Origin of the sequence: Rhodococcus artemisiae, from assembly GCF_036327795.1 — a bacterium.
In the GTDB taxonomy this organism is placed as follows: domain Bacteria; phylum Actinomycetota; class Actinomycetes; order Mycobacteriales; family Mycobacteriaceae; genus Rhodococcus; species Rhodococcus artemisiae.
In genome coordinates this window covers 435,473-460,267 of sequence record NZ_JAUTXY010000001.1, presented here as the reverse complement: position 1 = coordinate 460,267, position 24,795 = coordinate 435,473, and the positions used below count along the sequence as shown (strand labels likewise).

At 65.7% G+C, this 24,795-nt stretch carries 21 protein-coding genes; 8 read left to right on the top strand and 13 right to left on the bottom strand.

Going from position 1 to position 24,795, the window contains the following annotated elements:
- Positions 1 to 20: 20 nt before the first annotated feature.
- The 4 genes from Q7514_RS02275 to Q7514_RS02260 form a co-directional block, all read right to left on the bottom strand.
- A complete protein-coding gene (locus Q7514_RS02275) occupies positions 21 to 794 on the bottom strand; it encodes a LysR family substrate-binding domain-containing protein (protein ID WP_330131633.1) in 774 nt (257 codons plus the stop codon).
- A gap of 31 nt (positions 795 to 825) precedes the next feature.
- Positions 826 to 3,330, bottom strand: coding sequence for a DEAD/DEAH box helicase (locus tag Q7514_RS02270; RefSeq protein WP_330131632.1), 2,505 nt, complete (start codon positions 3,328 to 3,330; stop codon positions 826 to 828).
- Positions 3,331 to 3,361: 31 nt separating this feature from the next.
- A complete protein-coding gene (locus Q7514_RS02265; RefSeq protein ID WP_330131631.1) occupies positions 3,362 to 4,399 on the bottom strand; it encodes an alpha/beta fold hydrolase in 1,038 nt (345 codons plus the stop codon).
- Positions 4,400 to 4,637: 238 nt separating this feature from the next.
- On the bottom strand, positions 4,638 to 5,579 hold the full coding sequence (locus Q7514_RS02260) for a proteasome assembly chaperone family protein (protein WP_330131630.1): 942 nt from the start codon (positions 5,577 to 5,579) through the stop codon (positions 4,638 to 4,640).
- Between the two features lie 144 nt (positions 5,580 to 5,723).
- Between Q7514_RS02260 and Q7514_RS02255 the strand changes: the two genes are divergently transcribed.
- Positions 5,724 to 6,488: a DUF5642 family protein gene (locus tag Q7514_RS02255; RefSeq protein ID WP_330131629.1), complete on the top strand. Its 765-nt coding sequence runs from the start codon at positions 5,724 to 5,726 to the stop codon at positions 6,486 to 6,488.
- Positions 6,489 to 6,700: 212 nt separating this feature from the next.
- Positions 6,701 to 7,831: a DUF4192 domain-containing protein gene (locus Q7514_RS02250; RefSeq protein ID WP_330131628.1), complete on the top strand. Its 1,131-nt coding sequence runs from the start codon at positions 6,701 to 6,703 to the stop codon at positions 7,829 to 7,831.
- On the opposite strand, the gene galE is transcribed toward Q7514_RS02250, so the two are convergent.
- Both galE and Q7514_RS02240 read right to left on the bottom strand, forming a co-directional pair.
- Complete coding sequence (gene galE / locus Q7514_RS02245) at positions 7,832 to 8,827, bottom strand: UDP-glucose 4-epimerase GalE (RefSeq protein WP_330131627.1); 996 nt, start codon at positions 8,825 to 8,827, stop codon at positions 7,832 to 7,834.
- 50 nt (positions 8,828 to 8,877) lie between these two features.
- Positions 8,878 to 9,564, bottom strand: coding sequence for a metal-dependent transcriptional regulator (locus Q7514_RS02240; protein ID WP_330131626.1), 687 nt, complete (start codon positions 9,562 to 9,564; stop codon positions 8,878 to 8,880).
- A gap of 103 nt (positions 9,565 to 9,667) precedes the next feature.
- Here Q7514_RS02240 and Q7514_RS02235 point away from each other — a divergent pair, with 103 nt between their 5' ends.
- Positions 9,668 to 10,939 (top strand): acetoin utilization protein AcuC, encoded by a 1,272-nt coding sequence (locus tag Q7514_RS02235; protein ID WP_330131625.1) that lies wholly within the window; start codon positions 9,668 to 9,670, stop codon positions 10,937 to 10,939.
- Positions 10,940 to 10,991: 52 nt separating this feature from the next.
- Positions 10,992 to 13,679 (top strand): bifunctional acetate--CoA ligase family protein/GNAT family N-acetyltransferase, encoded by a 2,688-nt coding sequence (locus Q7514_RS02230; RefSeq protein ID WP_330131989.1) that lies wholly within the window; start codon positions 10,992 to 10,994, stop codon positions 13,677 to 13,679.
- A 119-nt stretch (positions 13,680 to 13,798) separates the two neighbouring features.
- On the opposite strand, the gene Q7514_RS02225 is transcribed toward Q7514_RS02230, so the two are convergent.
- The 3 genes from Q7514_RS02225 to Q7514_RS02215 form a co-directional block, all read right to left on the bottom strand.
- Entirely contained in the window at positions 13,799 to 14,761 is a 963-nt protein-coding gene (locus Q7514_RS02225) for a sigma-70 family RNA polymerase sigma factor (RefSeq protein WP_132470281.1), read from the bottom strand.
- A gap of 194 nt (positions 14,762 to 14,955) precedes the next feature.
- Entirely contained in the window at positions 14,956 to 16,434 is a 1,479-nt protein-coding gene (locus Q7514_RS02220; RefSeq protein WP_330131624.1) for a DUF7782 domain-containing protein, read from the bottom strand.
- Positions 16,435 to 16,535: 101 nt separating this feature from the next.
- Positions 16,536 to 16,895 (bottom strand): DUF3099 domain-containing protein, encoded by a 360-nt coding sequence (locus Q7514_RS02215; RefSeq protein ID WP_330131623.1) that lies wholly within the window; start codon positions 16,893 to 16,895, stop codon positions 16,536 to 16,538.
- 73 nt (positions 16,896 to 16,968) lie between these two features.
- On the opposite strand from Q7514_RS02215, the gene Q7514_RS02210 reads away from it, so the two are divergent.
- Entirely contained in the window at positions 16,969 to 17,205 is a 237-nt protein-coding gene (locus Q7514_RS02210) for a DUF3039 domain-containing protein (RefSeq protein WP_054714474.1), read from the top strand.
- Here the strand turns inward: Q7514_RS02210 and Q7514_RS02205 are convergent.
- The gene (locus Q7514_RS02205; RefSeq protein WP_330131621.1) at positions 17,178 to 18,461 is read right to left on the bottom strand and encodes a YihY/virulence factor BrkB family protein; all 1,284 of its coding nucleotides are present in this window, start codon (positions 18,459 to 18,461) and stop codon (positions 17,178 to 17,180) included. The genes Q7514_RS02210 and Q7514_RS02205 overlap by 28 nt on opposite strands.
- Before the next feature lie 222 nt (positions 18,462 to 18,683).
- Between Q7514_RS02205 and Q7514_RS02200 the strand changes: the two genes are divergently transcribed.
- Positions 18,684 to 20,414, top strand: coding sequence for a DEAD/DEAH box helicase (locus tag Q7514_RS02200; protein ID WP_330131619.1), 1,731 nt, complete (start codon positions 18,684 to 18,686; stop codon positions 20,412 to 20,414).
- Positions 20,415 to 20,525: 111 nt separating this feature from the next.
- Here the strand turns inward: Q7514_RS02200 and Q7514_RS02195 are convergent, their stop codons facing one another.
- Positions 20,526 to 20,726: a DUF7455 domain-containing protein gene (locus Q7514_RS02195; protein WP_054714459.1), complete on the bottom strand. Its 201-nt coding sequence runs from the start codon at positions 20,724 to 20,726 to the stop codon at positions 20,526 to 20,528.
- Positions 20,727 to 21,011: 285 nt separating this feature from the next.
- Here Q7514_RS02195 and Q7514_RS02190 point away from each other — a divergent pair, with 285 nt between their 5' ends.
- A complete protein-coding gene (locus Q7514_RS02190) occupies positions 21,012 to 21,356 on the top strand; it encodes a DUF952 domain-containing protein (protein WP_330131618.1) in 345 nt (114 codons plus the stop codon).
- 115 nt (positions 21,357 to 21,471) lie between these two features.
- On the opposite strand, the gene Q7514_RS02185 is transcribed toward Q7514_RS02190, so the two are convergent.
- Positions 21,472 to 22,821, bottom strand: coding sequence for an RNA polymerase sigma factor (locus Q7514_RS02185; protein ID WP_330131617.1), 1,350 nt, complete (start codon positions 22,819 to 22,821; stop codon positions 21,472 to 21,474).
- Positions 22,822 to 22,955: 134 nt separating this feature from the next.
- Positions 22,956 to 23,741: a polyphosphate--glucose phosphotransferase gene (ppgK, locus tag Q7514_RS02180; protein WP_330131616.1), complete on the bottom strand. Its 786-nt coding sequence runs from the start codon at positions 23,739 to 23,741 to the stop codon at positions 22,956 to 22,958.
- A 105-nt stretch (positions 23,742 to 23,846) separates the two neighbouring features.
- On the opposite strand from ppgK, the gene Q7514_RS02175 reads away from it, so the two are divergent.
- Positions 23,847 to 24,773, top strand: a complete 927-nt coding sequence (locus tag Q7514_RS02175; RefSeq protein ID WP_408016015.1) for an inositol monophosphatase family protein — start codon at positions 23,847 to 23,849, stop codon at positions 24,771 to 24,773.
- The last annotated feature ends 22 nt before the right edge of the window (positions 24,774 to 24,795 follow it).

Genomic DNA, 24,795 nt, shown 5'->3' with positions numbered 1-24,795 from the left:
TGCGCTGCGAAGGAGTCCGATCAACCGCGACCGCGGCGGGATCGCCCGACGCTCTTGCCTCGACCGGTAGTTCCTCGACGTGACTTCGGCTTCTTGTCGCCGACAATCTTTCTCGGTTGCGAACCTTGACGCTCGCCCCGACGCTTGCTCGGGCTCTTCGGCGCGTCCTCGGTTCCGGAGTCGCCCCGCCGACCACGGGAACTGTTCGCGGTCCGGCCCCGGACGATGCCGACGAACTCGTCCACGTGATCGGTGGTGTGGTCGGTGAGCCATACGAGACCGACCTGCGACTGAGGAGCGTCGACGACCGGTCGATAGGTCAGATCCTTGCGATGGTGCAGACGAGCGAGCGACTGCGGCGTCACGAGCACTCCCACCTCCGACGCGACATGCGAGATCGCGTCCTCCGTGGTCTCAGGCCGCTCGAACGACTCTTCGCCGGGCAGGCTCACCCAATCGAGCACATCGTCGAGGGGATGCAACACGGTCTCTTCCGCTAGGTCCGACACCGTCACCTCGTCGACTGCGGCGATCGCGTGCTCCTTCGGCACCACCACCACGGAGGTCTCGGTGTAGAGGGTGATCACCGACAGTCCGTCACGCTCGAGTGGCAACCGCAGCAGCGCGATGTCCGCCATACCGTTCCGTACGCACTCCGCTCCCGATGTCGACTCGATCGGAACCAGCTCGATCGGTACGTCCGGAATCCGGTCCTTCCACACCCGAACCCACTTGGCAGGGGTCACGCCAGGGACGTAGGACAGGCGAAACACCGGAGCGGACTCATCGTTCACCGGAACCAGGGTACCGGCCCCGTGCCATCGCTCAGCCCTCGACGATCTCGAACTCGTCGAAGACGACCTCGCCGGCAGCATCCGACTCGGCGAGGTTGACCTCCCCGATCAACGCCCATCCGTGATCACCTTCCGGATCGGCAAGGGTCTGACGAACCCGCCACACCGCGGAACTCATCTCGGCCGAGAACAACAGCGGGCCGCGCGCATCGGGCCCGGTGCCGATCTCGTCGTACTCGTCGAAGTACAGCTCCAGCAGATCCGACCAGTCCTCTGCATCCAGACCGTCACCGAGTTCGGCCAGATCGTTCCAGCGTTTCCGCGACGCGAGCTCGACACGCTTGAACATCGCGTTGCGCACCATCACCCGGAACGCACGCGTGTTCGCCGAGAGTGGCCGCGGTGTGTCGGCCCCGAACGCGATCTGTTGGTCGTCCGATTCCGAACCCGGGTCGGTGAGCGATTCCCACTCGTCGAGCAGAGACGAATCGACCTGCCGGATCAGCTCGCCGAGCCACTCCGTGATGTCCTCGAGTTCCTCGGTGCGTGCGGCGTCGGGGACGGTCTGACGCAGCGCCCGGTACGCATCGGCGAGATACCGGAGCACGAGGCCTTCCGACCGCGCCAGTCCGTAGTGGCTCACCAACTCCGCGAACGTCATCGCACGCTCGATCATGTCGCGCACGACGGACTTCGGCGACAGCGGGAACTCCGAGACCCACGGGTGCCCGCCACGGTAGGTTTCGAATGCGGGTTCGAGTAGCTCCACGAGGGGCTTGGGCCAGGTGATCTCTTCGAGCAGTTCCATCCGCTCCTCGTACTCGATGCCGTCTGCCTTCATCTCCGCGACAGCTTCGCCACGCGCAGCATGCTGCTGCGCCATCAGGATCTGACGAGGATTGTCGAGGGTCGACTCGATCACCGACACCACGTCGAGTGCGTACGTGGTCGACTCCATGTCGAGCAGCTCGATCGCGGCCAGCGCGAACGGTGAGAGGGGCTGATTCAGCGCGAAGTCGCGCTGCAGATCGACGGTCAGACGCGCCATGCGTCCGTCCTCATCGGGTTCGTCGAGCTGCTGCACGACCCCCGCCTGTACCAGGCCGCGGTACAGCGAAATCGCCTTGAGAATGTGCCTGCGCTGTGCGGGCCGCTGTTCATGGTTTTCCTCGAGGAGGTGACGCATCGCGTCGAAGCAGTTGCCCGGTCGCGCGATGACGTTGAGAAGCATCGAGTTGCTCACCGCGAAACGAGAGTGCAGTGGCTCCGGGGACGCAGCGATGAGCTTGTCGAAGGTTCCCTGCCCCCAGGAGACGAATCCCTCGGGCGCCTTCTTCCGTTGGACCTTGCGTCGCTTCTTGGGGTCCTCACCGGCCTTGGCGAGCGCACGGATGTTCTCGATCTCGTGCTCGGGTGCCTGCACGACGACGCTTCCCATCGTGTCGTAGCCGGCGCGCCCGGCCCGCCCCGCGATCTGGTGGAACTCGCGTGCCTTGAGCTGCCGCGTTCGGATGCCGTCGTACTTGGTCAGTCCCGTGAGCAGTACCGTGCGGATCGGCACGTTGATGCCGACGCCGAGAGTGTCGGTGCCGCAGATGACCTTGAGAAGGCCGTCCTGTGCGAGCTTCTCGATCAGGCGCCGGTATTTGGGCAGCATGCCCGCGTGGTGGACGCCGATTCCGTGCCGGACCAATCGTGAGAGTGTCTTGCCGAATCCGGTGGTGAACCGGAACCCGCCCAAGGCCTCGGCGATGGCCGTCTTCTCGTCCTTGGAACACATGTTGACGCTGGTGAGTGCTTGCGCCCGCTCGAGCGCGGCGGCCTGCGTGAAGTGCACGACGTAGACCGGGGCCTGGTGGGTAGTGACGAGTTCTTCGATGGCCTCGCCGATCGGAACCTGAGAGTACGAGAACGTCAGGGGAACAGGGCGCTCGGAGCCCGAGACCTCGACCGTGGGCCGGCCGGTCCGCCGCGTGAGATCATCCATCAGGAAGGTGACGTCGCCGAGTGTCGCAGACATGAGCAGGAACTGTGCGTTCGGGAGTTCGACGATCGGCACCTGCCACGCCCAGCCGCGTTCGGGTTCCGAATAGAAATGGAACTCGTCCATCACGACCTGGCCGATGTCGGAGTCCGCGCCCTCACGCAACGCGAGGTTCGCGACGATCTCGGCGGTCGCGCAGATGATCGGTGCTCCCGCATTGACGGACGCATCACCGGTCATCATTCCGACGAGATCTGCCCCGAACACGTCGCACAGCGCGAAGAACTTCTCGCTCACGAGCGCCTTGATCGGCGCGGTGTAGAAGGTGCGCTTTCCTGTGGCCAGCGCGTGGAAGTGAGCCCCGAGCGCGACCATGGACTTGCCCGAGCCGGTGGGGGTCGCGAGGATGACGTTGGCGCCGGAGACGAGCTCCATCAACGCCTCCTCCTGCGCAGGGTAGAGCGTGATGCCTCGATCCGTCGTCCAGGAGGTGAACGCGTCGAACAGAGAGTCGTCGTCGACAGGGTCGGGTATCAGATCCGGAAGCAGCACCGCTCCAGGCTAGTCGGAATGCCGGGCGGTCCTACGTCGCACTGCGTTCGTCCGATCCCATCGCTCCCAGGACAGCGGTGCGGGTGGCCGGGCCACCAGTGATCCGGGATTCGCTCACCCCGGTGAGCAGGAGCTGACGCCACTTCTCCTCGTCGAACGCGAGCGGCGCGGTGGAGTCGAGGAAATCCTCGACGACTCGCAGGAATCGGATCGGGTCGTCCCGGAACGGGAAGTGCCCCGAACCGTGGAACACCTCGAGCCGCGACCCCGGCATGGCCGAGTGCGCAAGGTATGCGTGCCCGACCGGGATCACACTGTCGCGGTCACCCCAGATCAATTGCACCGGGACATCCTCCGTGAGATAGCAACGATCGAGCATGGTCACCACCTGACCGCGCCAATCGACAACCGCCCGCAGGGTGCGCAGATAGGCCTCGTACGCGGTCGGATCGGGCAGACCGGAGAGGATGCGGACGAGATCGCTCGTATCGTGCAGCAGCGTTCCCGGTCGGAGCGGCGAGCCGTTGATGTGGCCGAGGACGGCGCCTGCGAGCTTCACCGCAGGCACTGCACCCGGAATTCTGAGCAGTCTGAGCAGGTCGCTCACCCCCGGCAAGGACACCAGCCGCAGGGCTGGATGGACGTCCTTGGTAACACCACCGGACGAAACCAGCACGAGCCGCTCGATCATCTCCGGGAACTGGTAGCCGAACTGCATCGCAACGCCGCCCCCCAGGGAGTGGCCGACGATCGTGGCTCGCTCGACACCGAGTACCGACAGCAGGTCGCGAACACCGTTGGCGTATGCGGCGACGGAGTAGTCGGCGCGAGGCTTGTCGGAACGCCCGTGACCGAGCAGATCGGGGGCGATGACGGTGTACTTCTTCGCAAGATGTGGAATGACGTCGAGCCAGGTGGACGAGTTGTCTCCGATACCGTGGATCAACACCAGCACCGGACCGCTGCCTGCGAGGCGGAAGGCGCGTCGGTACCCGTGAATTGTCCGGAAGACCATTCGTGGTTCCGTATCGGGAACTGGACGCAAGGTACGCGCTCGCGATGTAGCCATCAGTCTCTCCTGCCGTGTCCACGGGGCTGTAGCCGGCCGGTCTCCGATCTGGCTCGGGAGGTGATCGTTGTGTGCTCAGCCTTGCATGCCGGCCGAGCATACTTTCTGTATGTGACGCCAGCAATAACGATCGTGACCGGTATGTAATGCCGCAGTAGCGATACCGGGCCGGTTCTTGCATCGGTCGCGCCGAACCCTCCCGATTCTCAGGCGGAGACCCGACTCTCTGGGACCGCTGTCAGGACTCGGAGTCCGTGTCGCCGTCCCTGCGCTCGTACTCGGCGAGGAATCGTTCGAACTCGGCCCCGAGCTCGTCCCCACTGGGGAGGCTTTCATCGGTCGGCAGGGGAGTGGACTGCTGCTCCTGTGCTGCCACGTAGCTGTCATACTGCCGTTCGAGCGCCTGCACGACCGACAGCACCTCCTCATTGCCCTCGATGTGCTCGTCGACCTGCTCACGAACACGCGCGGCAGCCTCGCCCAACGCCCCGAGCGGAAGGTCGAGATTCCCGACCTCGGCGACATTGATCAGCAGCGACTCGGCGGCAGCCGGGTAGTCGGTCTGGGCCAGGTAGTGCGGGACGTGTACCGAGAACCCGACGGCCTCGTGCCCGTGCTGCGCCATCCGGAACTCGAGCAACGACGACGCGCCCGCCGGGACCTGCAGCTGACCGGACCAGCGGTGATGATCAGCGATCAGGTCCCTGTTCGTCGAATGGGCGGTCACCCCCAGCGGACGGGTGTGTGGGATCGCCATGGGGATCGAGTTCAGGCCGATCGTGCGACGGACCCCGAACTGCTCTGCCAACAGGCGGACCGCCGTGATGAATCGCTCCCATTTCAGGTCCGGCTCGGTGCCGGCGAGCAGCAGGAACGGGGTACCCGCGTTGTCGACGAGCGCGTAGAGGTTGAGTTCGGGCGCTGCGTACTCGGAGAAATGATCCGATTCGAACGTCATCATCGGCCGACGAGATCGGTAGTCGACCAGTTCGTCGACGGCGAAGGACGCCACGACCTCCGTCTCGAGCTGCTCTCGCAGATGTGTGGTGGCCAGATGCACAGCGTGCCCGGCATCGGAGAAACCCTCCAGCCCGTGCACCAGCACAGGGCCTTGCCCATCGGCCGATGTCAGTCGAGGAGCGGGAAACTCCAGCTCGTACATCCGGGACTGCTCGTCCATATCCGAACCACTCCGATCAGGTCGTCGTAGCCTTCTGCCCGGTGGCGCACCGGCGTGGCATGGTGGTGTTCGAGTCTAATTGAACCGAGAACAGCGCTCGACGGGGTGTTCTGCTCCGTGTGAATGGGAACAGCGGAGGTTCGGGTGGCCGTGAACGCAGTGCGTCGCCGGCGTGAGCGGCATATGGGTCGTGTGGTCATGTGTGCGGCGCTGATCGTCACTGCGGCGCTGATCGTGACTGCATCGGGATGCTCGACCACGGTGGCCGGCACCGCAACGCCCGAATCCGCGTCGAATGCCATCTCCGTGACCGGGATTTCCGATCCCACCCTCGACCTGCCGTTGCCCGCTGCGCTTCTGCTGCCCCCCGAACGGTTCCACGCCTCGTACCAGGCCGTGACGCTGCCTCCTTCGGCAGTGGCACAGGCTGCTCCCGACCTGGCCGGGATTCCGGTGGGAGCGAAGGTCGAGCCACCCGGATGTCTCCCTCTCGCGCAGAACTACGGCCCCGAGGGGACCGCGATGGCCGTGGGGACCTCCGCGGACGGCAGAGCCACCATCAGCGTCGAAGTGGTGGTCCCGGCCCCGGAACTCCCCGAACTGAGGAAACACCTCGGAGAGTGTGGTGAGGTCGATGTCACTCACCGGGGCGTGACCTCTACCGTCACCACCGTCGCCGCGTCGAATCCGCTTCCACCGATAGGTGGCGTCCGGACGTTGGCGTACACCCGCACTGTGACCTCGGGGCAGCCCGGCCACGAGCTGACCCAGTCCATGGAGACCCGGGGCGCTCAACTCGGAGATGCCAGGATTCTGGTGACCTACATGACCTTCGACGACCGCGACGTCGACCGCGACGCCCTCGACATCGCATTCCACGACGCGGTGGTGTACGCGTTCGGGGGCTGACCGGGGTACCTCAGGTGCACGATGACGCTCTTCGTGCATCCACCCCACGGGGTGCGACGCTAACATTCTGTGCCGACACTTTCCGCAGCCCCTGCCCCCCGGGCACCGGCTCGGCGATCTGGTTGTCCACAGTCGCCGCATCCATCCACAGATTCGCGGATTCCGTGCCCGAGGACGGATTTCGGTGGGCTCGACCATGGATCGTGCTGGGCATGACCGCATCGACATCCTCCTCCCAGCCACTGCATCTGTCGGACATCGGTGAACTCCTCGCGGCAGTTCCCGCCATGCTCGGCTTCCACCCGACACGCTCGTTCCTCGTGTTGAGCCTCTCTCCCGCGCAACAATCACCGAACAACGACGGGCGAGGCGACGCGATCGGTGCCATCATGCGGCACGACCTTCTGCTGCCACGCGTTGACGAACCGATTCCTGCCGCGATGAGCGCCGCATTCGAGAGATTCTGCACAGTCTGCGTCCGTGAAGGGGCGCGCGCCGTGCTGGTGGTGCTCGTCGATGACAGACTCGACCATCCACACAACCATGCTTCCGGTGCCGCAGTGCGACTGGTCGAGGAATTCGCCGACGAACTCGCACTGTCCGGCATCGAAGTGGCCGGGGTTCACGCCACCCCCGAAATTGCCCGCGGGCGCATGTGGTTCGCGCCCGAAGGGGAAGTGAACGGGACAATTCCCGATCCCGAGAGTTCGGTCGTTGCCGCCACACGAGTATTCGGTGGTAGCCCGATCCGGCGGTCGCGGAACGAACTCGAAGCGCTGCTCGCTCCCTCGCCGCAGGAGCGTCGCCGTCGGGTGGGGCAGTGCATCGACGACGTGATCGATGCCCGCGACCTGGCGTACGAGCACGCGGCACGGGCCGGCGGCGCCGACCGCGCAGATCGAATGGAACTCGAATCACTACTCGGGCGTCTCGCTGCCTTCGGTGACGGTGCCGGGCTCCAAGATCGGGAATGCGCGGAAGTGGCTGTGCTCCTGGCAAATCCGACAGTCCGCGACTCGGTGCTCGCGTTGGCGGCAGGAGCGCAGTCGCGTGCTGCCGAACGCATGTGGGTCGAGCTTGCCCGTGTACTACCGGATCCGGAACGAGCCGACGCCGCCGCACTCGTCGCCTTCAGTGCCTACGTGCGAGGAGACGGCCCGTTCGCGGGCGTTGCGCTCGGCGTGGCGCTGGAATCGAACCCCCGACATCGTCTCTCGGATCTCCTCGACCAGGCACTGCAAGCCGGACTGCGTCCCGAAGCCATCCGAGGGCTCGCCGACACCGGCTATGAGATAGCCGCCCGACTGGGCGTGGTGCTGCCCCCGCCGGGTCCGCCGGAATGATCAGCGACGGGCAGCGTGCGCGCGATCACCGAGATTTCGCATGAATTCCCAGGCGTCCGCGACGATCTCGTCGAGGTCCGTGTGTTCGGGCTTCCATCCGAGCTCATCGATCGCGCGCGCGCTCGACGCGATCAGCACGGCAGGATCACCGGCGCGTCGGGGTGCATCGGCACCGGAGATGGGGAGTCCGGTGATTCGCTCGCACGACGAGATGACCTCGCGCACGGTGAAGCCCTCACCGCTGCCGAGGTTGTAGATGCGGTGCGATCCCGCAGTTGCCTTCGACAGTGCCAGCATGTGCGCGTCGGCAAGGTCCTTGACGTGGATGTAGTCGCGGATCGCGGTGCCGTCCTTGGTCGGCCAGTCCGTCCCGAACACCGAAATGCGCTCGCGTTGGCCCAGGGCGACCTGCAGCACGAGTGGGATCAGATGTGTCTCGACGACACGATTCTCGCCGGCGCCCCCATAAGCTCCCGCCACGTTGAAGTAGCGAAGACTGGTCGCGGCGAGATCGTGGGCGTGGGCGTACGAGGAGATCGCATGATCGATCGCGAGTTTGGAGGCACCGTACGGATTGGTGGGCCGGGTGGGTGCATCCTCGGTGATCGGCACCTGCTCGGGTTCGCCGTAGGTGGCTGCGGTCGACGAGAAGACCAGCCGCGGTGTACCGGACAACCGCATCGCTTCGAGCAGTGCGAGCGTGGTGACGACGTTGCCCTGCCAGTACTTCTCGGGGAACTCGACCGATTCCCCGACGAGTGATTGCGCGCCGAAGTGGAGAACACCGTCGAACCGAGGTGAACCACTTCCGGCGCCCAGCACCTCTGCGGCTACATCGGCGATATCGGCGTGGATGAACTCGGCACCGGACGGGACGGCGTCGGCGTTACCGGTGGACAGGTCGTCGACGACGACCACGTCGTGGCCGTTCTCGAGCAACACTGTGCTGCACACGCTGCCCACATAGCCGGCGCCGCCGGTCACCAGAAGTCTCACGCTGGGTCTCCTCTTCCACCGGCCCGCCGGGCCGGTGGAAGAGGCAGGCGTCAGACCTGCTTCACCTGCACGGCATGGGCCATCTCGTCGGAAAGCTCGAATGTGCTGTGACCGGTCACGGTGATCATCACCGAACCCGGACGCGTCTCGACTGTAACGCGTGCGTCGGGCACGACGCCCGCCTCACGCAGTCGAGCGATCACGTCGGGGTCCGACTGGACGTACTCGGCGAGCCTGCGCACCACGACGGCGGTCGGCTGCCCACTCGGGATCTCCGTCAATCGGACCAGCTTCTCGTCGGAGATGACGGCCTTGTCGATACCCAGCTCCGCGAGCCCGGGGATGGGATTGCCGTACGGCGAGGTGGTCGGATTGTTGAGTACCTCGACGAGGCGACGTTCCACCTCCTCGCTCATCACGTGCTCCCAGCGGCACGCCTCGGCGTGCACGTTCTCCCAGTCGAGCCCAATCACGTCGACGAGCAACCGTTCTGCGAGACGGTGCTTACGCATGACGGAGACGGCAAGATCTCGACCCTTCTCCGTCAGTTGCAGATGACGGTCTCCTGCGACGCGCAGTAATCCGTCGCGTTCCATACGGGCGACGGTCTGGCTCACCGTCGGACCGCTCTGTTCGAGGCGTTCGGCAATGCGTGCCCTCAGGGGCACCACACCTTCCTCCTCCAAGTCGTAGATCGTCCGGAGATACATCTCCGTTGTATCGACCAGGTCCTTCACTCTCACACCCCTTCGTCTGCGCCCGATTCTAACCGTGCCGTTGGGGTGGTGGGTGAGGTCCGATGCTCGCGCGACCCGAGGCGGGCAAGTAGCGTCTGTGTTCATGACCACGAGCTCCACCGCGGCAGGCGGTTCGACACATCTGGGCGGCGACCGTGTGGTGGTCTGGAGTCCCGATTACCTCGACTATCGGTGGGGTCCGAGCCATCCGATGAACCCGACCCGGCTCGATCTGACGATGGCACTGACGCGCAGTATCGGGCTGCTCGAGGGCGTCGAAACGGTGCGTCCGGACCCTGCGGACGACGCAGATCTGCTCCGAATCCATACCTCCGGGTATGTCGACGCCGTCAAGAAGGCAGGTTCGGCGCCCGCCGGGGCGGAGCCTCCGGCCGATACACCGCACGGTCTCGGTACCGAAGACAATCCGATCTTCCCGAAAATGCATGAGGCGAGCGCGACACTGGCGGGGGGCACGCTCGCCGCTGCCCGCGAGATCGTGTCCGGCAGAACCCGCCGGGCGGTGAGCATCGGTGGCGGCATGCACCACGCGATGGCGGACTGGGCTGCCGGCTTCTGTGTCTACAACGACGCAGCGATCGCCATCTCGTGGTTGCTCGATCAGGGCTACGACCGCATCGCCTATGTCGACGTCGACGCCCATCACGGCGACGGGGTCCAGCACGCGTTCCTGGACGACCCGCGTGTGCTGACAGTGTCGATTCACCAACACCCCGCGACGCTGTGGCCGAACACCGGCTGGTCGAGTGAGGTCGGGGCGGGCGCGGCCGAGGGCACCGCCATCAATCTGCCTGTGCTCCCCGGCACGGTTGATTCGTTGTGGTTGCGGGCGTTCCACGCTGTAGTGCCCGGTGCGATCGCCGCGTTTCGTCCGCAGATCCTCATCAGTCAGTGTGGAGCCGACAGCCACCGCGAAGATCCGTTGGCCGATCTGTCGCTCACCGTCGACGGGCAACGCGCGTCGTACCTCGTGATGCGTGACCTCGCCGATCGGTACTGCGAGGGGCGTTGGCTCGCGTTGGGCGGGGGAGGATACGGCCTGGTCCGAGTTGTGCCACGCTCATGGACGCATCTGATCGCCGCGGCGCTCGACCGTGAGATCGACCTCACCACAAAGGTTCCCGACGACTGGCGTGAACGTGTCGGAGCGATGGCCCCGGGAGTCGAACTTCCCACCGAAATGGGTGAAGGAGCCGACTTGTCCTACCTACCGTGGGACGGTCCCGGTGGCACACCCGAAACCGGTGTGGCGTCTCTCGATCGCGCACTGACCCGAATCGATTCCGCGATCATCGCTACGCGCCGAGCAAGCTTCCCGCTTCTCGGGCTGGACCCGGAGGATCCTCGTGACTGATTCGGAGAGCACGCGGACACCTGCGGGCGACGGGTCGATTCGGACATCCGATGTGGGTGTCGATCCCGAGCGCGAGCGGGCACTCGCGGTCGCACGTGACTATCCCCGGCACTGGGTTGCCGATGTGCTTGCCTCCGATGGAGGTGTCGTCCATCTGCGGCCGATCGTTCCGGAGGATGCCGACAAGATCGTCGAATTCCACGGCAAGCTGTCCGAACGGACGCGATACCTCCGCTATTTCGGGCCCTATCCGACCATCTCGAAACGCGACCTGTTCAATTTCACCGTCGTCGATCACCGCAAACGGGTGGCGTTCGTGGCTCTGCTCGGCGACGAGATCATCGCGGTCGGCCGCTACGAAGGGCTTCCGTCGGAGGGGGACGGTCTCTCCGCCGAAGTTGCATTCACCGTGTCGGACTCGCATCAGGGGCGCGGGCTGGGGCCCATCCTGCTCGAGCATCTTGCTGGAGCTGCCGCGGAGAACGGACTTCGTCGCTTCGTTGCCGAGGTTCTCGCCGAGAACCGTCACATGATCTCGGTGTTCCGTGAGGCCGGGTACCAGGTGAGCCGCAGTTTCGAGGGCGGTGTGGTGCGGTTGGAGTTCGACATCGATCCCACCGAGGCGCTCGTCTCGGTACGCAACGCGCGCGAGCGCGCCGCCGAGGCTCGTAGCGTCCGCAACATCCTGAGCCCGGAAAGCGTCGCAGTGATCGGTGCCTCCACCGACAGCCGGAAGGTCGGCAACGCCGTCCTGGTGAACATGCTGCGCAGCGGATTCACCGGTCCGGTCTATCCTGTCAACGCCGAACACCGGTCGGTACGGGGTGTGCGTGCCTACCCGACGGTGCGCGACATCCCCGACGAGATCGACCTCGCGATCGCCGCGGTCCCCGCCGAATCGATCGACGCGGTCCTCGACGACTGCCTTGCGAAAGGCGTCAAAGCGCTTCTCGTCGTGTCGTCCGGATTCGGTGAGACCGGACCCGAGGGGCGCGATGCGGAACGGCGCCTGGCGCACGCCGCACGTGCTCACGGGATGCGGCTGATCGGACCGAACGCCCTCGGAGTCGCCAACAACGATCCGGCGTTCCGGCTCAATGCGACACTCGCCCCGATTCTGCCGGCCGCGGGCAACGTCGGATTCTTCTGCCAGTCGGGTGCGTTGGGCATCGCAATTCTCGACGAGGCCGCCAAGACGGGAGTGGGGCTGTCCTCGTTCGTGTCGGCGGGCAACCGCGCCGATCTGTCGGGCAACGACCTGCTGCAGTACTGGGACACCGACCCCGCAACCGAAGTGGTGCTCCTCTACTTGGAGAGCTTCGGCAACCCGCGCAAGTTCTCACGCATTGCGCGTCGCGTCGCTCGGAGCAAGCCGATCGTCGCGGTCAAATCGGGTCGGCACGCGGTGCCCCCCGCGCTCGAGGCCCGAACGGGCGAGATGGACGACGCGATCGTGCGTCACCTGTTCGAGCAGGCCGGCGTCGTCCAGGTCGAATCCATTGCGCAGCTGTTCGATTCGGCGTTGTTGTTCAGTTATCAGCCGTTGCCGGTGGGTCCCCGGGTCGCGGTGGTGGGTAACTCCACGGCGCTCGGGGTGCTCGCTGTGGATGCGGCGCGAGGGCAAGGCCTCAAGCCCGCCGACGCAGTGGATCTCGGTGCGCAGGCCACCCCGGAGGAGTTCGCCGAAGCCGTCACCCAGGCGGTCGGAGCGCCTGAGATCGATGCGGTCATCGCGGTGTTCGTTCCCCCGGTCGCGGTGACGGTGGAGCCCTACGCACAGGCACTGCGCGATGCGGTGGCAGGTGCAGTGAAGCCGGTGGTCACCACATTCCTTGCGACCGAGGGTATCCCCGACGTCCTCGCGGTCCGCGATGAGGAGGGCAACCCGGTCAGGGGGTCGGTGCCCTCGTATCCCGGGCCGGAACGGGCCGCGACTGCGCTGGCACGCGCGTGGCGGTACGCCAAGTGGCGATCTCGCCCGCAGTCACAGGTCGTACGTCCGGCGGGAATCGACCCGGAGCGTGCCCGCACGCTCGTCGACGGCTGGCTCGACACCACGCCGAACGGGCGCTACCTGTCCGACACCGAGGCTGCGTTGCTGCTCGCGTGCTACGGCGTGCACATCGCCCCGTTCCGCTCGGTGACCACCGAGGACGAAGCGGTCGCTGCGGCCCACGAAATCGGCTTCCCGGTGGCGGTCAAGGCCACGGGGGCACAATGGCGTCACAGGCCTGATCTGACCGGTGTCCGACTGGATCTCGTCGACGACGATTCGGTCCGGATTGCCTACCGTGACCTCGCCGCGGTGTCCGGGGAGCCGCTGCTGCACGTGCAGAAGATGGCGACCAAGGGGATCGGATGCGCGATTCGGGTGCAGGACGACCCCTCATTCGGGTCGTTGATCTCCTTCGGTGTCGCGGGCGTGATCTCCGATCTGCTGGGTGACCGCGCTTACCAGGTGTTGCCGCTGACCGAGGACGAAGCAGTCGAATTGATCGACGCGCCCAAGGCCGCGCCACTGTTGACCGGCTACCGCAATGCAGCACCGGCGAATCGCGCTGCGCTCGTCGATATCGTGCAGCGCATCTCGGCGCTCGCCGACGACCTCCCAGAGGTTCGTGAACTCGTGTGCGAACCGGTGCTGGCGTCTCCGATCGGGGCCGAACTCACCGACGCGCACCTGCGTGTCGGCCCGGAACCGCAGCACCCGCTCGACCTGGGGCCGCGCCGGCTGCGGTGATCGAACACATCGGGTGATCGATCGAGCAAGTGCGATCGTCGAACAGAGCAGCCCTTCGATAGCGCGATCCCCGAGAACCCAGCCCGGTTCTCGGGGATCGCTACAGCTGACGCGCCCGGTCAGCTTGCATATGCGCGGAGGCGTTCCGCACGCTCGCCTTCGCGGAGTTTGCCCATCACTTCGCGTTCGATCTGCCGCACGCGCTCGCGCGAGAGACCGAACAACTTGCCGATCTGGTCGAGCGTGCGCGGCTGGCCGTCGTCGAGCCCGTACCGCAGGCGGATGACCTGCTGCTCCCGCTCGTCGAGGGTTCCGAGAACGCTACGGACATCACTGTGCAGGAGTCCTGCGATCACCGCGGTCTCGGCGGAGGTCGCCTCGGCGTCCTCGATGAAGTCTCCCAGCGGTGCTTCCTCGTCGCTGCCGACCGGCATGTCCAGGCTCACCGGATCGCGGCTGTGGTCGAGCAGATCAGCGATCTTCGTCACCGGAATGCCGGACTCTTCCGCCAGTTCGTCGTCGGTGGCCTCGCGGCCGAGCTGCTGGTGCAGTTCCCGCTTGATCCTGGCGAGCTTGTTGACCTGCTCGACGAGATGGACAGGGAGCCGGATGGTGCGGCTCTGATCGGCCATGCCGCGCGTGATTGCCTGGCGGATCCACCACGTGGCATACGTCGAGAACTTGAAGCCCTTCGCGTAGTCGAACTTCTCCATCGCCCGGATGAGGCCGAGGTTGCCTTCCTGGATCAGGTCGAGTAGCGGCATTCCGCGTCCGGTGTAGCGCTTGGCGAGCGACACCACGAGGCGCAAGTTCGCTTCGAGCAGGTGGCTACGAGCCGCCTGGCCCTCGCGTATGACGATCGCAAGGTCACGCTTCTTTGCAGGTGAGAGACGCTTCTTGGTCTCGAGCACGTGCTTGGCGTAGAGGCCGGCCTCGATCCGCTTCGCCAGTTCGACCTCGTCCGCTGCAGTCAGCAGTGCCGTCTTTCCGATGCCGTTCAGATAAACGCGTACAAGATCGGCGGCGGGACTTTGATTGTCGAGGTCGGAATTGACTCGAGCGGTTGTTGCGGGGCGTGCCATGACGTGCCTCCTCATCGGTGGTGTCTCACAGGGTTCAACGCTCGAGTCACCCGGGAAAGTTCCCACCGGTTCCCGCGCCCCAGTGCTGCGACCTGCACAAATCTGGATGCTCGTCTGAGAAGTTGCTGAGAGATCCGCGGAGGACGCCGTCGCGGGAACTGTGCCTGATCCCTGGGACCTACACCGTCCGGGACCTACACCGGTTCGACGAGACCGTGACGGACGAGTCCCTGTATCAGGGGTACCGCCATGGCCGCCAGCTCGTCCTCGTCCTCTCCGTGTGCTGCCGCGAGCAGACCGACCAGATCACCCAGCGGGAGGCCATCGGCACGCAGGCCACCGAGCAGGTTCGCCACCAGGTCGTCCACCTCGTGCTGCCACGCAGGCCCACCTCCACGATGCAGCCGTGTGACGACCTCGGCCCAGCCCTCTTCGCCGGGCAGGAACACACGCTCGAGCGCGGTGTCGGCGCGTACCCGGAATCGTGCTTCGAGGACGTCGTGATCCCGGAGCCACCGGAGACGTGCGAAATAGTCGAGCGATTCAGGGCCGAGCGCATCGGTGAAGGCATGACGCAGGTCTTCGGCCAGCACATCCGAGGGCTCATCCGTGCGTCGCAGATAGACGAACCCGAAACCGACACCTTCCACGCCATTGCGTGCGAAGTGGTCGAACCAGTCCTCGGCGCGCACGGCGACGGCTGGGTCGCGTTGATCGGCGTCGCCGTCCCGGAGCCACGTCCCGATGTACAGGGCGGGGTCGGCGACATCACGCTGCACGATCCACGCGTCCACCCCGTGCGCGGGCAACCACGACGCGACGCGTGCCCGCCAGTCCTGGCCCTCGATATGGACCCATGATGCGAGGATGCATGCGGTCCCTCCCGGGTTGAGGTGGTCGACGGCCTGCGAGAGCATCAGCATGCTCGCACCGTCGAGATCGAGTCCCGAATCACGGTAGCTGTGCTCCACCTGGCCGCTGCTCACCACGAACGGCGGATTCGCGACGATTCGATCGAAGTGGCGTCCCGCCACCGGCTCGAACCACGAGCCTTCGAGCAGTTCGAGGTTCAGTTCGTTCAGCGCGGCAGAGGCCGCGGCAAGAGTGAGGCACCGCGGAGTGATGTCGGTCGCGGTCACCGTGTCGGCGTACTCGGTCGCGTGGATTGCCTGGACTCCGCATCCGGTGCCGAGATCGAGCACGGAACCGACAGGATCAGCAGGGGTGGCCTGCAACAGCGACAGGGACGCCTGCCCGACCCCCAGCACGTGATCAGGACGGGTCGGCGCAGAGCGAAGCGCACCGTCCAGGTCCGACAGAACCCAGAGATTGCCTCCGCCGGCGCCCAGCGGCCGCAGATCCAGCGCGGACAACACGCAATCCGCGTCGCGTTCGAGCAGCCCCGCGGCGACCGCGTCGTCGAGGTCCAGAGGTGCGAGAGCCGAGGCGACCTCGCCGGCCGGGCAGGCATCCTGCAAGAGGAACAGACGCACCAACACACCCAGATCACCCGCGTCGCGCGTGGCGCGGCGCGCGGCAACGGGTTCGCTGCGCCCCAGTGCGGCGTGAGCTTCGGCGCCCAGGAGTTCGCGCACGTTGTCGATGTCGTAGCGACACCGGGTCAACGCACTACGTAGGGAGGGGCAGATCGACAGGAGTAGGTCGCGGTCCACGGGAGCATTCTCGCAGCTGTACGCACCACACGATGACGCGCCCATGCGGATGCTGAGCGCCCGTCGCCGGACGTGTGCCGGCGTTCGTGTCCCCTGTCGGGTCAGCCGTCGATCACACGGTGCTCGTATGCCTCGAGCTCCGCGAGCTCCTGACGCCGGCCGTCCCAGCGACTCGGCTCGCCTTTCCGTCGCGGTGGCCGGTCGTTCGCGATCAGTACCGCGATCCACGGCAGGGGGATCGAGAGCCCGATGATCGCCATCGCGATCCACGGGTTCGCCCACACGCCGTACGAGACGGCGGCCAGGATCAGGGCGGGAATTCGGAACGCCATCAATGTCATGTATTTACGGACCCGCGCTCGGTGCTGGTCCTCGAGAGACGCCTCCGCCTCCGTGATCAGGACCGGGTTATCGGGCGATCCGCTCTCGTGGGATCCGCCGAAACCAGGTGTTCGTGCCATATCTACTACCTTCCCACGCCCATAGATCGAATGCACATACCGGTCCGGGGTCTCGGTGCGGCATCATGGACACGTGAGTACGGATATCAAGGAACGGCCGGATACCACCACCGACGAAACCACCAGCGACGACACTCCCAAGTTCTTCCACTACGTGAAGAAGAACAAGATCGCTGAAAGCGCCGTTATGGGCACCCACGTGGTTGCGCTGTGCGGGGAGGTCTTCCCGGTCACCAAGTCGGCGAAGCCCGGTTCCCCGGTGTGCCCCGAATGCAAGAAGGTCTACGACGGCCTGCGCAAGGGCGACTGAGGTAGTCGAGTCAGCGGAGCGTTCTCCGCCGGCTCGGGGTCTCGGGGCGAGACCGGACCGTCATCGGCCGAGGTGATCGAAGCCTCCTCGGCCGATTCGTCGTGCGCGGACGGCGGGTGCGCTGACGCAGCCGAGCGGTCCGGACGGTCTATCGGGCACGCGGCGGGCACTTGCTCGTCGGACCCGAACGCATCGTCGTAGCCGGGAAGCTGATCGGAACGCAGAAGATCGGTGAGCCGGATCGGACTCGCCATCGTGATCCGCCGCGTCAGGTTGGTGACCGGACCTTCCGCAGGTGACGGTTGCTTGTCGGCCTGCTCGGCGAGCCACACACGCCACTGCTCGATCCGTGTTGCTCGCGCGGGCCACATTTCCTGGACAGTCGCATTGAACTCGGCTCCGATGACGACGGCGAAACCGAGGAAGAACGTGAACAGCAGGAACGCAATGGGCGCGGCCAGAGCCCCGTAGGTGTACCCGTGCTCGGCGATCCACGTCAGATACCTGCGCAGTCCTGCGCTTGCGAGGATGAAGAACGCTCCTGCGAGAACCGCGCCACCGAGTAGTCGGTGCCAAGGCAAGGACTTCGGCAGCGCCACCTTGTACAAGGTGGTCAGGGCGACGAGCAACAGTAGCCCGACTCCCGGGTAGTAGAAGGTGTCGACGATCTGCGACCCCATCGTGTACCAGGATTGAGGTAGCAGGCGGCCGATCATCGTCGGTCCGAGCGCCACCAAAGGCAGTGTGACGACAGCCAGGATGAGAAACATCACGTACAGCAACAGGCCGAACACGCGCTGCCAGACCGGATGGCGGTGATCCTGTTGGCCGTGTGCTTCGACGATCGAATCGACGAACGTGGAGATCGCCGACGAGCCTGCCCAGAGCGACAGGATGAAGCCCAGTGACATCACATCCGCGCGCCCGCGATTGAGCACGTCGTAGACGGTCGGCGCGATGATTTCGTCGACGACACTGTCGCTGAATGCGGTGCGAGTGAACGTGACGATCTTGGACACGATGATGTCGGGGATGTCGGGGCCGAACCATCCGCCCACGTAGCCGAGGCTGCCGAGCAGTCCCAGGAGCAGCGGGGGCAGCGACAGGGTCTGCCAGAACGCCGCTGTCGCGGCCTTGCTGAAGATCGAGTGGTTCCACGCGGATTGCGCGGTGTGGCCGAGTACCCGACCGCACGCGCGCACGGCGCGCCGGATACGGCGCGGTCCTTTCGCGGGAGGCGCAGCTGTGGTGTTCATCTACTTCCAGCATTCCTGATGACACGGCGTAATGCGCGCCCCACATGCGGTTGTCGGTGTCTCGGATTCTGTCACGACCATCACTTCCGATCCTCATCGGCCTGGCGGTTCGAGGCGTCGATCGGTGGGCTGAGGCGATAGGCTGCATGGCGGTCGGTCACCGGAATTTCGAGTTCTACCGTCGCCGACCGGAGTTGAGCGGACAAGGAGCACGAAGAACCGGTGAGCATCGAAACCGTCGGACAGGCTACGACCTCCGCATCGGGGGGACAGCTGCGCGCGTGGCAGCGTCGCGCCCTGACCAAGTACCTCGCCACCAAACCTCGCGATTTCCTCGCGGTGGCCACGCCTGGGGCCGGTAAGACCACATTCGCGCTGAGGGTCGCGTCGGAACTGTTGAAGGACCGGACCGTCGATCAGGTCACGGTCGTTGCACCGACCGAACACCTCAAGCACCAGTGGTCGTCGGCAGCGGCACGAGTCGGCATCGCGCTGGACTCGAACTTCACCAACTCCACGGGGCAGACCTCGAGTGACTACCAGGGTGTCGTCGTGACCTACGCGCAGGTCGCATCCCACCCGTTCAAGCACCGTGTACGCACCGAAGCGCGCCGCACGCTCGTCATCCTCGACGAGATCCACCACGGCGGCGATGCCAAGAGCTGGGGTGAGGGGATCCTCGAGGCATTCGGCGACGCGACACGACGATTGGCGTTGACCGGCACACCGTTCCGTAGCGATGACAGCGCTATACCGTTCGTGACGTACGAACCGAACGAGGAAGGCCTGATGCAATCGAAGGCCGACCACGCCTACGGGTACTCCGATGCGCTCGCAGACGGCGTCGTGCGGCCGGTCGTATTTCTCGCCTACTCCGGTGAGGCCCGCTGGCGGACCAGCGCGGGGGATGAGTACACCGCCCGGCTCGGTGAGCCGCTCAGCGCCGAGCACACGGCGCGTGCGTGGCGTACCGCGCTGGACCCGGAGGGCGACTGGGTGCCGGCCGTACTGGGTGCCGCCAACACCCGCCTCGAACAATTGCGTGCAGGGGGCATGCCGGATGCCGGTGGCCTCGTCATCGCGACCGATCAGACGGTCGCTCGCGCCTATGCGAAGACGCTCGAACGCCTCACCGGGGAATCACCCGCCGTCGTGCTGTCCGACGACCCCACCGCCTCCTCGCGGATCTCCGAGTTCAGCGCGGGAACCCAGCGGTGGATGGTTGCCGTCCGAATGGTGTCGGAAGGTGTCGATGTCCCGCGGCTCGCCGTCGGCGTATACGCGACCAGCGCATCGACCCCACTGTTCTTCGCTCAGGCGATCGGCCGCTTCGTGCGCGCGAGGCAGAAGGGCGAGACGGCCAGCGTGTTCCTGCCGTCGGTGCCGGTGCTGCTCGAGCTCGCCAGCCAGCTCGAAGCGCAACGCGACCATATTCTGGGCAAGCCGCATCGGGTCAAGGAAGGTTTCGACGACGAACTGCTCGCCGACGCCAATCGCAGGAAGGACGAGCCCGGCGAGGACGAGAAGGCCTACACCTCGATCGGTGCGGAGGCCGAACTCGACCAGGTGATCTACGACGGTTCCTCCTTCGGCACCGCCACGTTCTCGGGCAGTGACGAGGAAGCGGACTATCTCGGTCTACCAGGGCTGCTGGACGCAGACCAGATGAGGGCCTTGTTGCGTCAGCGGCAGGAGAAGCAGCTGGACAAACCTGCGGTCCAGCAGGCGCCGACGGCCCCGCCACAGCAGGTGGCGGAACGGGTCGCTGCGGCCGATGAGCTTCCCCAATTGCGACGCGAACTCAATTCCTTGGTGGCGGTCGTGCACCATCGCACGCGCAAACCGCACGGCGTGATCCACGGGGAGCTCCGGCGTCAGTGCGGTGGCCCACCGACCGCCATGGCGAGCGCCGAGCAGTTGCGCGACCGCATCGCCATTCTGCGGAGCTGGTGACGAACCGACTGTGGTGAGGACTCGGCCGTGAACGAGGAAAACGGGCGACTGCTGGAAAGCAGTCGCCCGTTTTCGGGGTCGGTCGCGGAACCGTGGGTTCCGGACGGCGGATCAGACGGTTGCGTCGGCGTCGGCCTCGGTGACAATCGTGGCACCGAGCTCACGGAGCCGATCGGTGTGTTCGTTGGCGTGATGACCGCAGAACAACAGTTCGCCGCCTGTGGGAAGGACGGCGCGTACGCGAGCGGCGGCATTGCACCGATCGCACCTGTCGGCGGCGGTCAACTTCGGGGTGGTCAACGTACCGGGCATGACTCCTCCAAACTGGCCACCTTCGACAACGGTCGCCTGGGGTCTGGTCCGCCGCGCCGGGGGTAGCGCGGTAGATCTACTCTTACAGACGATTCGCGTTCGTGGGTTGTTCCCCTCATCGTCGATTCGTGTTGTGTTTCACGAATTCACCTGGAGAAACCCCAGGACGTGGGCATTTGCGAATCTGTTGGTTGTCTCACAGCGCGGTTGTTCGCTCACAGCGCAGCAGTAACGCACGGCGCGTCGCGGTGCCGTCCGCGCTTCGACGGAGCGAAGAATGGGGGCATGAGTGGAACTCTGCTTCACATCTGCCCGAGGGGTGAGTGGCTTCGTGCCCGTGTGACAGGCGCCGTCACACCCCCGTCGCTGGACGACATGGGCTTCGTCCACCTGTCGACGCCCGATCAGGTCCACCTGCCCGCGAATCGTTTGTTCCATGGGCGCACGGACCTTGTCCTGCTCCACATCGATCCGTCCCGCCTGACCGCAGACGTGCGGTTCGAGCCGGGGGTGCCGGAGGATCCCGAGTCGATGAGGTTTCCGCATTTGTACGGGCCGCTGCCGGTCGGCGCGGTCGTGGAGGTGGCCGACTTCCGGCCGGGTGACGACGGACGATTCTCATCCCTGTGATCGCGGCCTGACGCGCAGAGCGGCGAAGGGGCGAAGGGGCGAAGGGGCGATGATGCCCCTCCGCCGTTCCGAACCGCCTGTAGCCCACCTTGCGCCGGCCGGTGGAACTACGTGACTAATCGAGGTAATCGCGCAGGACCTGGGACCGCGACGGGTGGCGCAGCTTGGACATGGTCTTCGACTCGATCTGGCGGATGCGTTCACGAGTCACCCCGTAGACCTGGCCGATCTCGTCGAGAGTGCGGGGCTGGCCGTCGGTGAGGCCGAAGCGCAGTCGCACGACACCGGCCTCACGCTCGGAAAGCGTCTCGAGGACGGACTGCAGCTGATCCTGAAGGAGCGTGAACGACACAGCATCGACCGCGACGACCGCCTCGGAATCCTCGATGAAGTCGCCGAGCTGGCTGTCGCCTTCGTCGCCGATGGTCTGGTCGAGCGAAATGGGCTCACGCGCGTACTGCTGGATCTCCAGCACCTTCTCGGGCGTGATGTCCATTTCTTTCGCGAGTTCCTCGGGAGTGGGCTCGCGACCCAGATCCTGGAGCAGCTCGCGCTGGATGCGACCGAGCTTGTTGATGACCTCGACCATGTGCACAGGGATGCGAATGGTGCGGGCCTGGTCGGCCATTGCGCGGGTGATGGCCTGACGGATCCACCACGTCGCGTACGTCGAGAATTTGTAGCCCTTGGTGTAGTCGAACTTCTCCACCGCACGGATCAGGCCCAGATTGCCTTCCTGGATGAGGTCCAGGAACGCCATACCGCGGCCCGTATAACGCTTGGCGAGGGAGACGACAAGTCGAAGGTTGGCCTCGAGGAGGTGGTTCTTGGCGCGATTGCCGTCGCGGCAGATCCAGTTCATGTCGCGGCGCTGGGCAACGGGGAGCTTCTCGCCCTTCGCGGCGAGTTCCTGCAAGCGGAACGTCGCGTACAGGCCGGCCTCGATGCGCTTGGCGAGCTCGACCTCCTCCTCTGCGTTGAGGAGCGCAACCTTGCCGATCTGCTTGAGGTAGGCGCGGACCGAGTCGGCGGAGGCGGTGAGCTCGGCGTCCTTGCGCGCCTGGCGCAGCGCCTCGGACTCCTCTTCGTCCCACACGAAATCGCCGGACGCCTTGTCCTTTTCGCTGGGCTCGTCGTCTTCGACCGGCGTATCTCCGGCGACGAGTTCGCCTTCCGACACGTCGATGTCTTCGAGTTCCGGTTCGGCTGCACCGTCGAAGTCGTCGTCGCCGGGCTTCCCGCCCTTGGCTGCGGACTTCTTCGCCGCAGTCTTCTTGGCGGCCTTCTTGGCCGGCGCCTTCTTCGCGGCGGCCTTCTTGGCGGGTGCCTTCTTCGCGGCGGCCTTCTTGGCCGGTGGCTTCGCCGCGGGTGTCGCAGTGTCTGCAGCGTCGGCGGCGCCCGAAGCGTCCGCGACGGGTGCCGATTCCTTCTGTGAATCAGCGGTGTGGATGTCGGTGGCTGCCACGTACGCCCTTTCGTGACGAGGTAGTGCGGCGTCGCGCCAGAGGTGTTCCGGCGGAGAGGTCTGTCGGGATCAGGCCGGGTTCCGGCCGGCTGTGCACCATTGTAACGATCCCTGTGACCGAGGATGTGCCGGACTCAAGGAGTGGTGCCTGTTTTCGCAGCGTATGCAGCGCCGACGATCCCCGCGGTATTGCGCAGTTCGGCCGGCACCACGGGAGTGTCGTTCGTCAGCAGCGGAATCCACTTCTCGTGCTTGCGGCTGATTCCACCGCCCGCGATGAACAGATCGGGCCACAGCAGGGCCTCGAAGCGCTCCAGGACCCGGGAGACCTCCTGGGCCCACCGCTTGTACGACCAGTCGTGGCGCTCCTTTGCCGACGAGGCGGCACGATGCTCGGCCTCCTTGCCGTCGACCTCCATGTGTCCGAATTCTGTGTTCGGGAGCAGGACACCGTTGTGCAGGACTGCTGAGCCGATACCGGTACCGAAGGTCAGGAGGATGACCACGCCGTCGGTGTCGGCCGCTGCGCCGAACCGATCCTCGGCGATGCCCGCGGCGTCGGCATCGTTGAGGACCGTGACGTGTCGTTCGTCGAGCGCGGTCGAGAACAGGGATCGAGCGTCCGTCCCGATCCACGAGGAATCGATGTTGGCGGCTGTCCTGGCGACGCCTCCGACCACCACGCTCGGGAGAGTGATACCGACGGGGCCGTCCCAACCTGCCTGCTCGACGATCTCGGCCACTGTGCCGGCCACGGCGTCGGGAGTCGACGGTTGTGGCGTGAGGATCTTGATCCGGTCGCCGATCAACCGACCTGTCGACAGGTCGACCAGGCCGCCTTTCACTCCGCTGCCGCCGACGTCGACGCCGAATCCCACGCCGGGGGAGTCGGTCGAGGTGGGGGCTGTTCCCTGCGTCATGAGGTACTCACTCTCCGGGTCGGTCCGCAACACTGGTCGGTCGGCCGCAACGCTCGTGGGGCAACGATAGTTCGAAAGTCACGATTTGGGCGGGTGGTGCGGGCGATGCGCGTGTGTTCCGATGGGCGAGTGTCCGATATCAACGATTCCCGCGCCGTGTCCGACTCCGATCCCGCCGCGCTCCGAGCGGTCGCCGTCACCGTTGCACTGGAAGCAGCCGCACATGTGCGTCGTCGCCGTGCCGAGTTGTTCGGTTCGGACCGGCCGTCAGGTGGTGAGGGACATTCGGTGCAGACGAAGTCCACCGACACCGATCCGGTCACCATCGCCGACACCGAGTCCGAGGACCTCATCCGCAGTCGCCTCGGACAGTTGAGGCCTGGCGACGGATTCCTCGGCGAGGAGAGCGGAGCCAGCCATGGCGCAGGTGAAGGCGGCGTAGGGGAGACCACGGTCCAGTGGGTCGTCGATCCCATCGACGGCACCGTGAACTTCGTCTACGGGATTCCCGCGTATGCGGTGAGTGTGGCGGCCCGGGTCGACGGGGTGTCGGTGGCAGGCGCCGTGGTCGATGTCGCGTCGGGAGACCTCTACTCGGCGGCAGCCGGCCTTGGTGCGACGTGTACCGATGCCGACGGGGCAGTGACGAATCTGCGCTGCACGCCTGTCTCGGATCTCGGGCTTGCGCTCGTCGCCACCGGGTTCTCCTACTCGGCGGAGCGCAGGGCGATTCAGGGCCGGTTGGTGGCGGAACTGTTGCCGCGGGTGCGAGATATCCGTCGGGTGGGAGCAGCGGCCCTGGATCTGTGCATGGTGGCGTCGGGGCGGGTCGACGCTCACTACGAGCACGGCCTCAATCCCTGGGACTGGGCGGCCGGTGCGCTCATTGCGTCCGAAGCGGGCGCCGAGGTCCGGTTGCCTGCGGGATTCGGCGACGATGGCGAGATCATGACCGCCGCAGCTCCGGGCGTGGCGGACGAATTCGCGGCGGTGCTTGCGGAAATCGGCGCAGCCGCACCTGTCCCCGCATAACAGCCGTCGGGTTCTTCGTTCG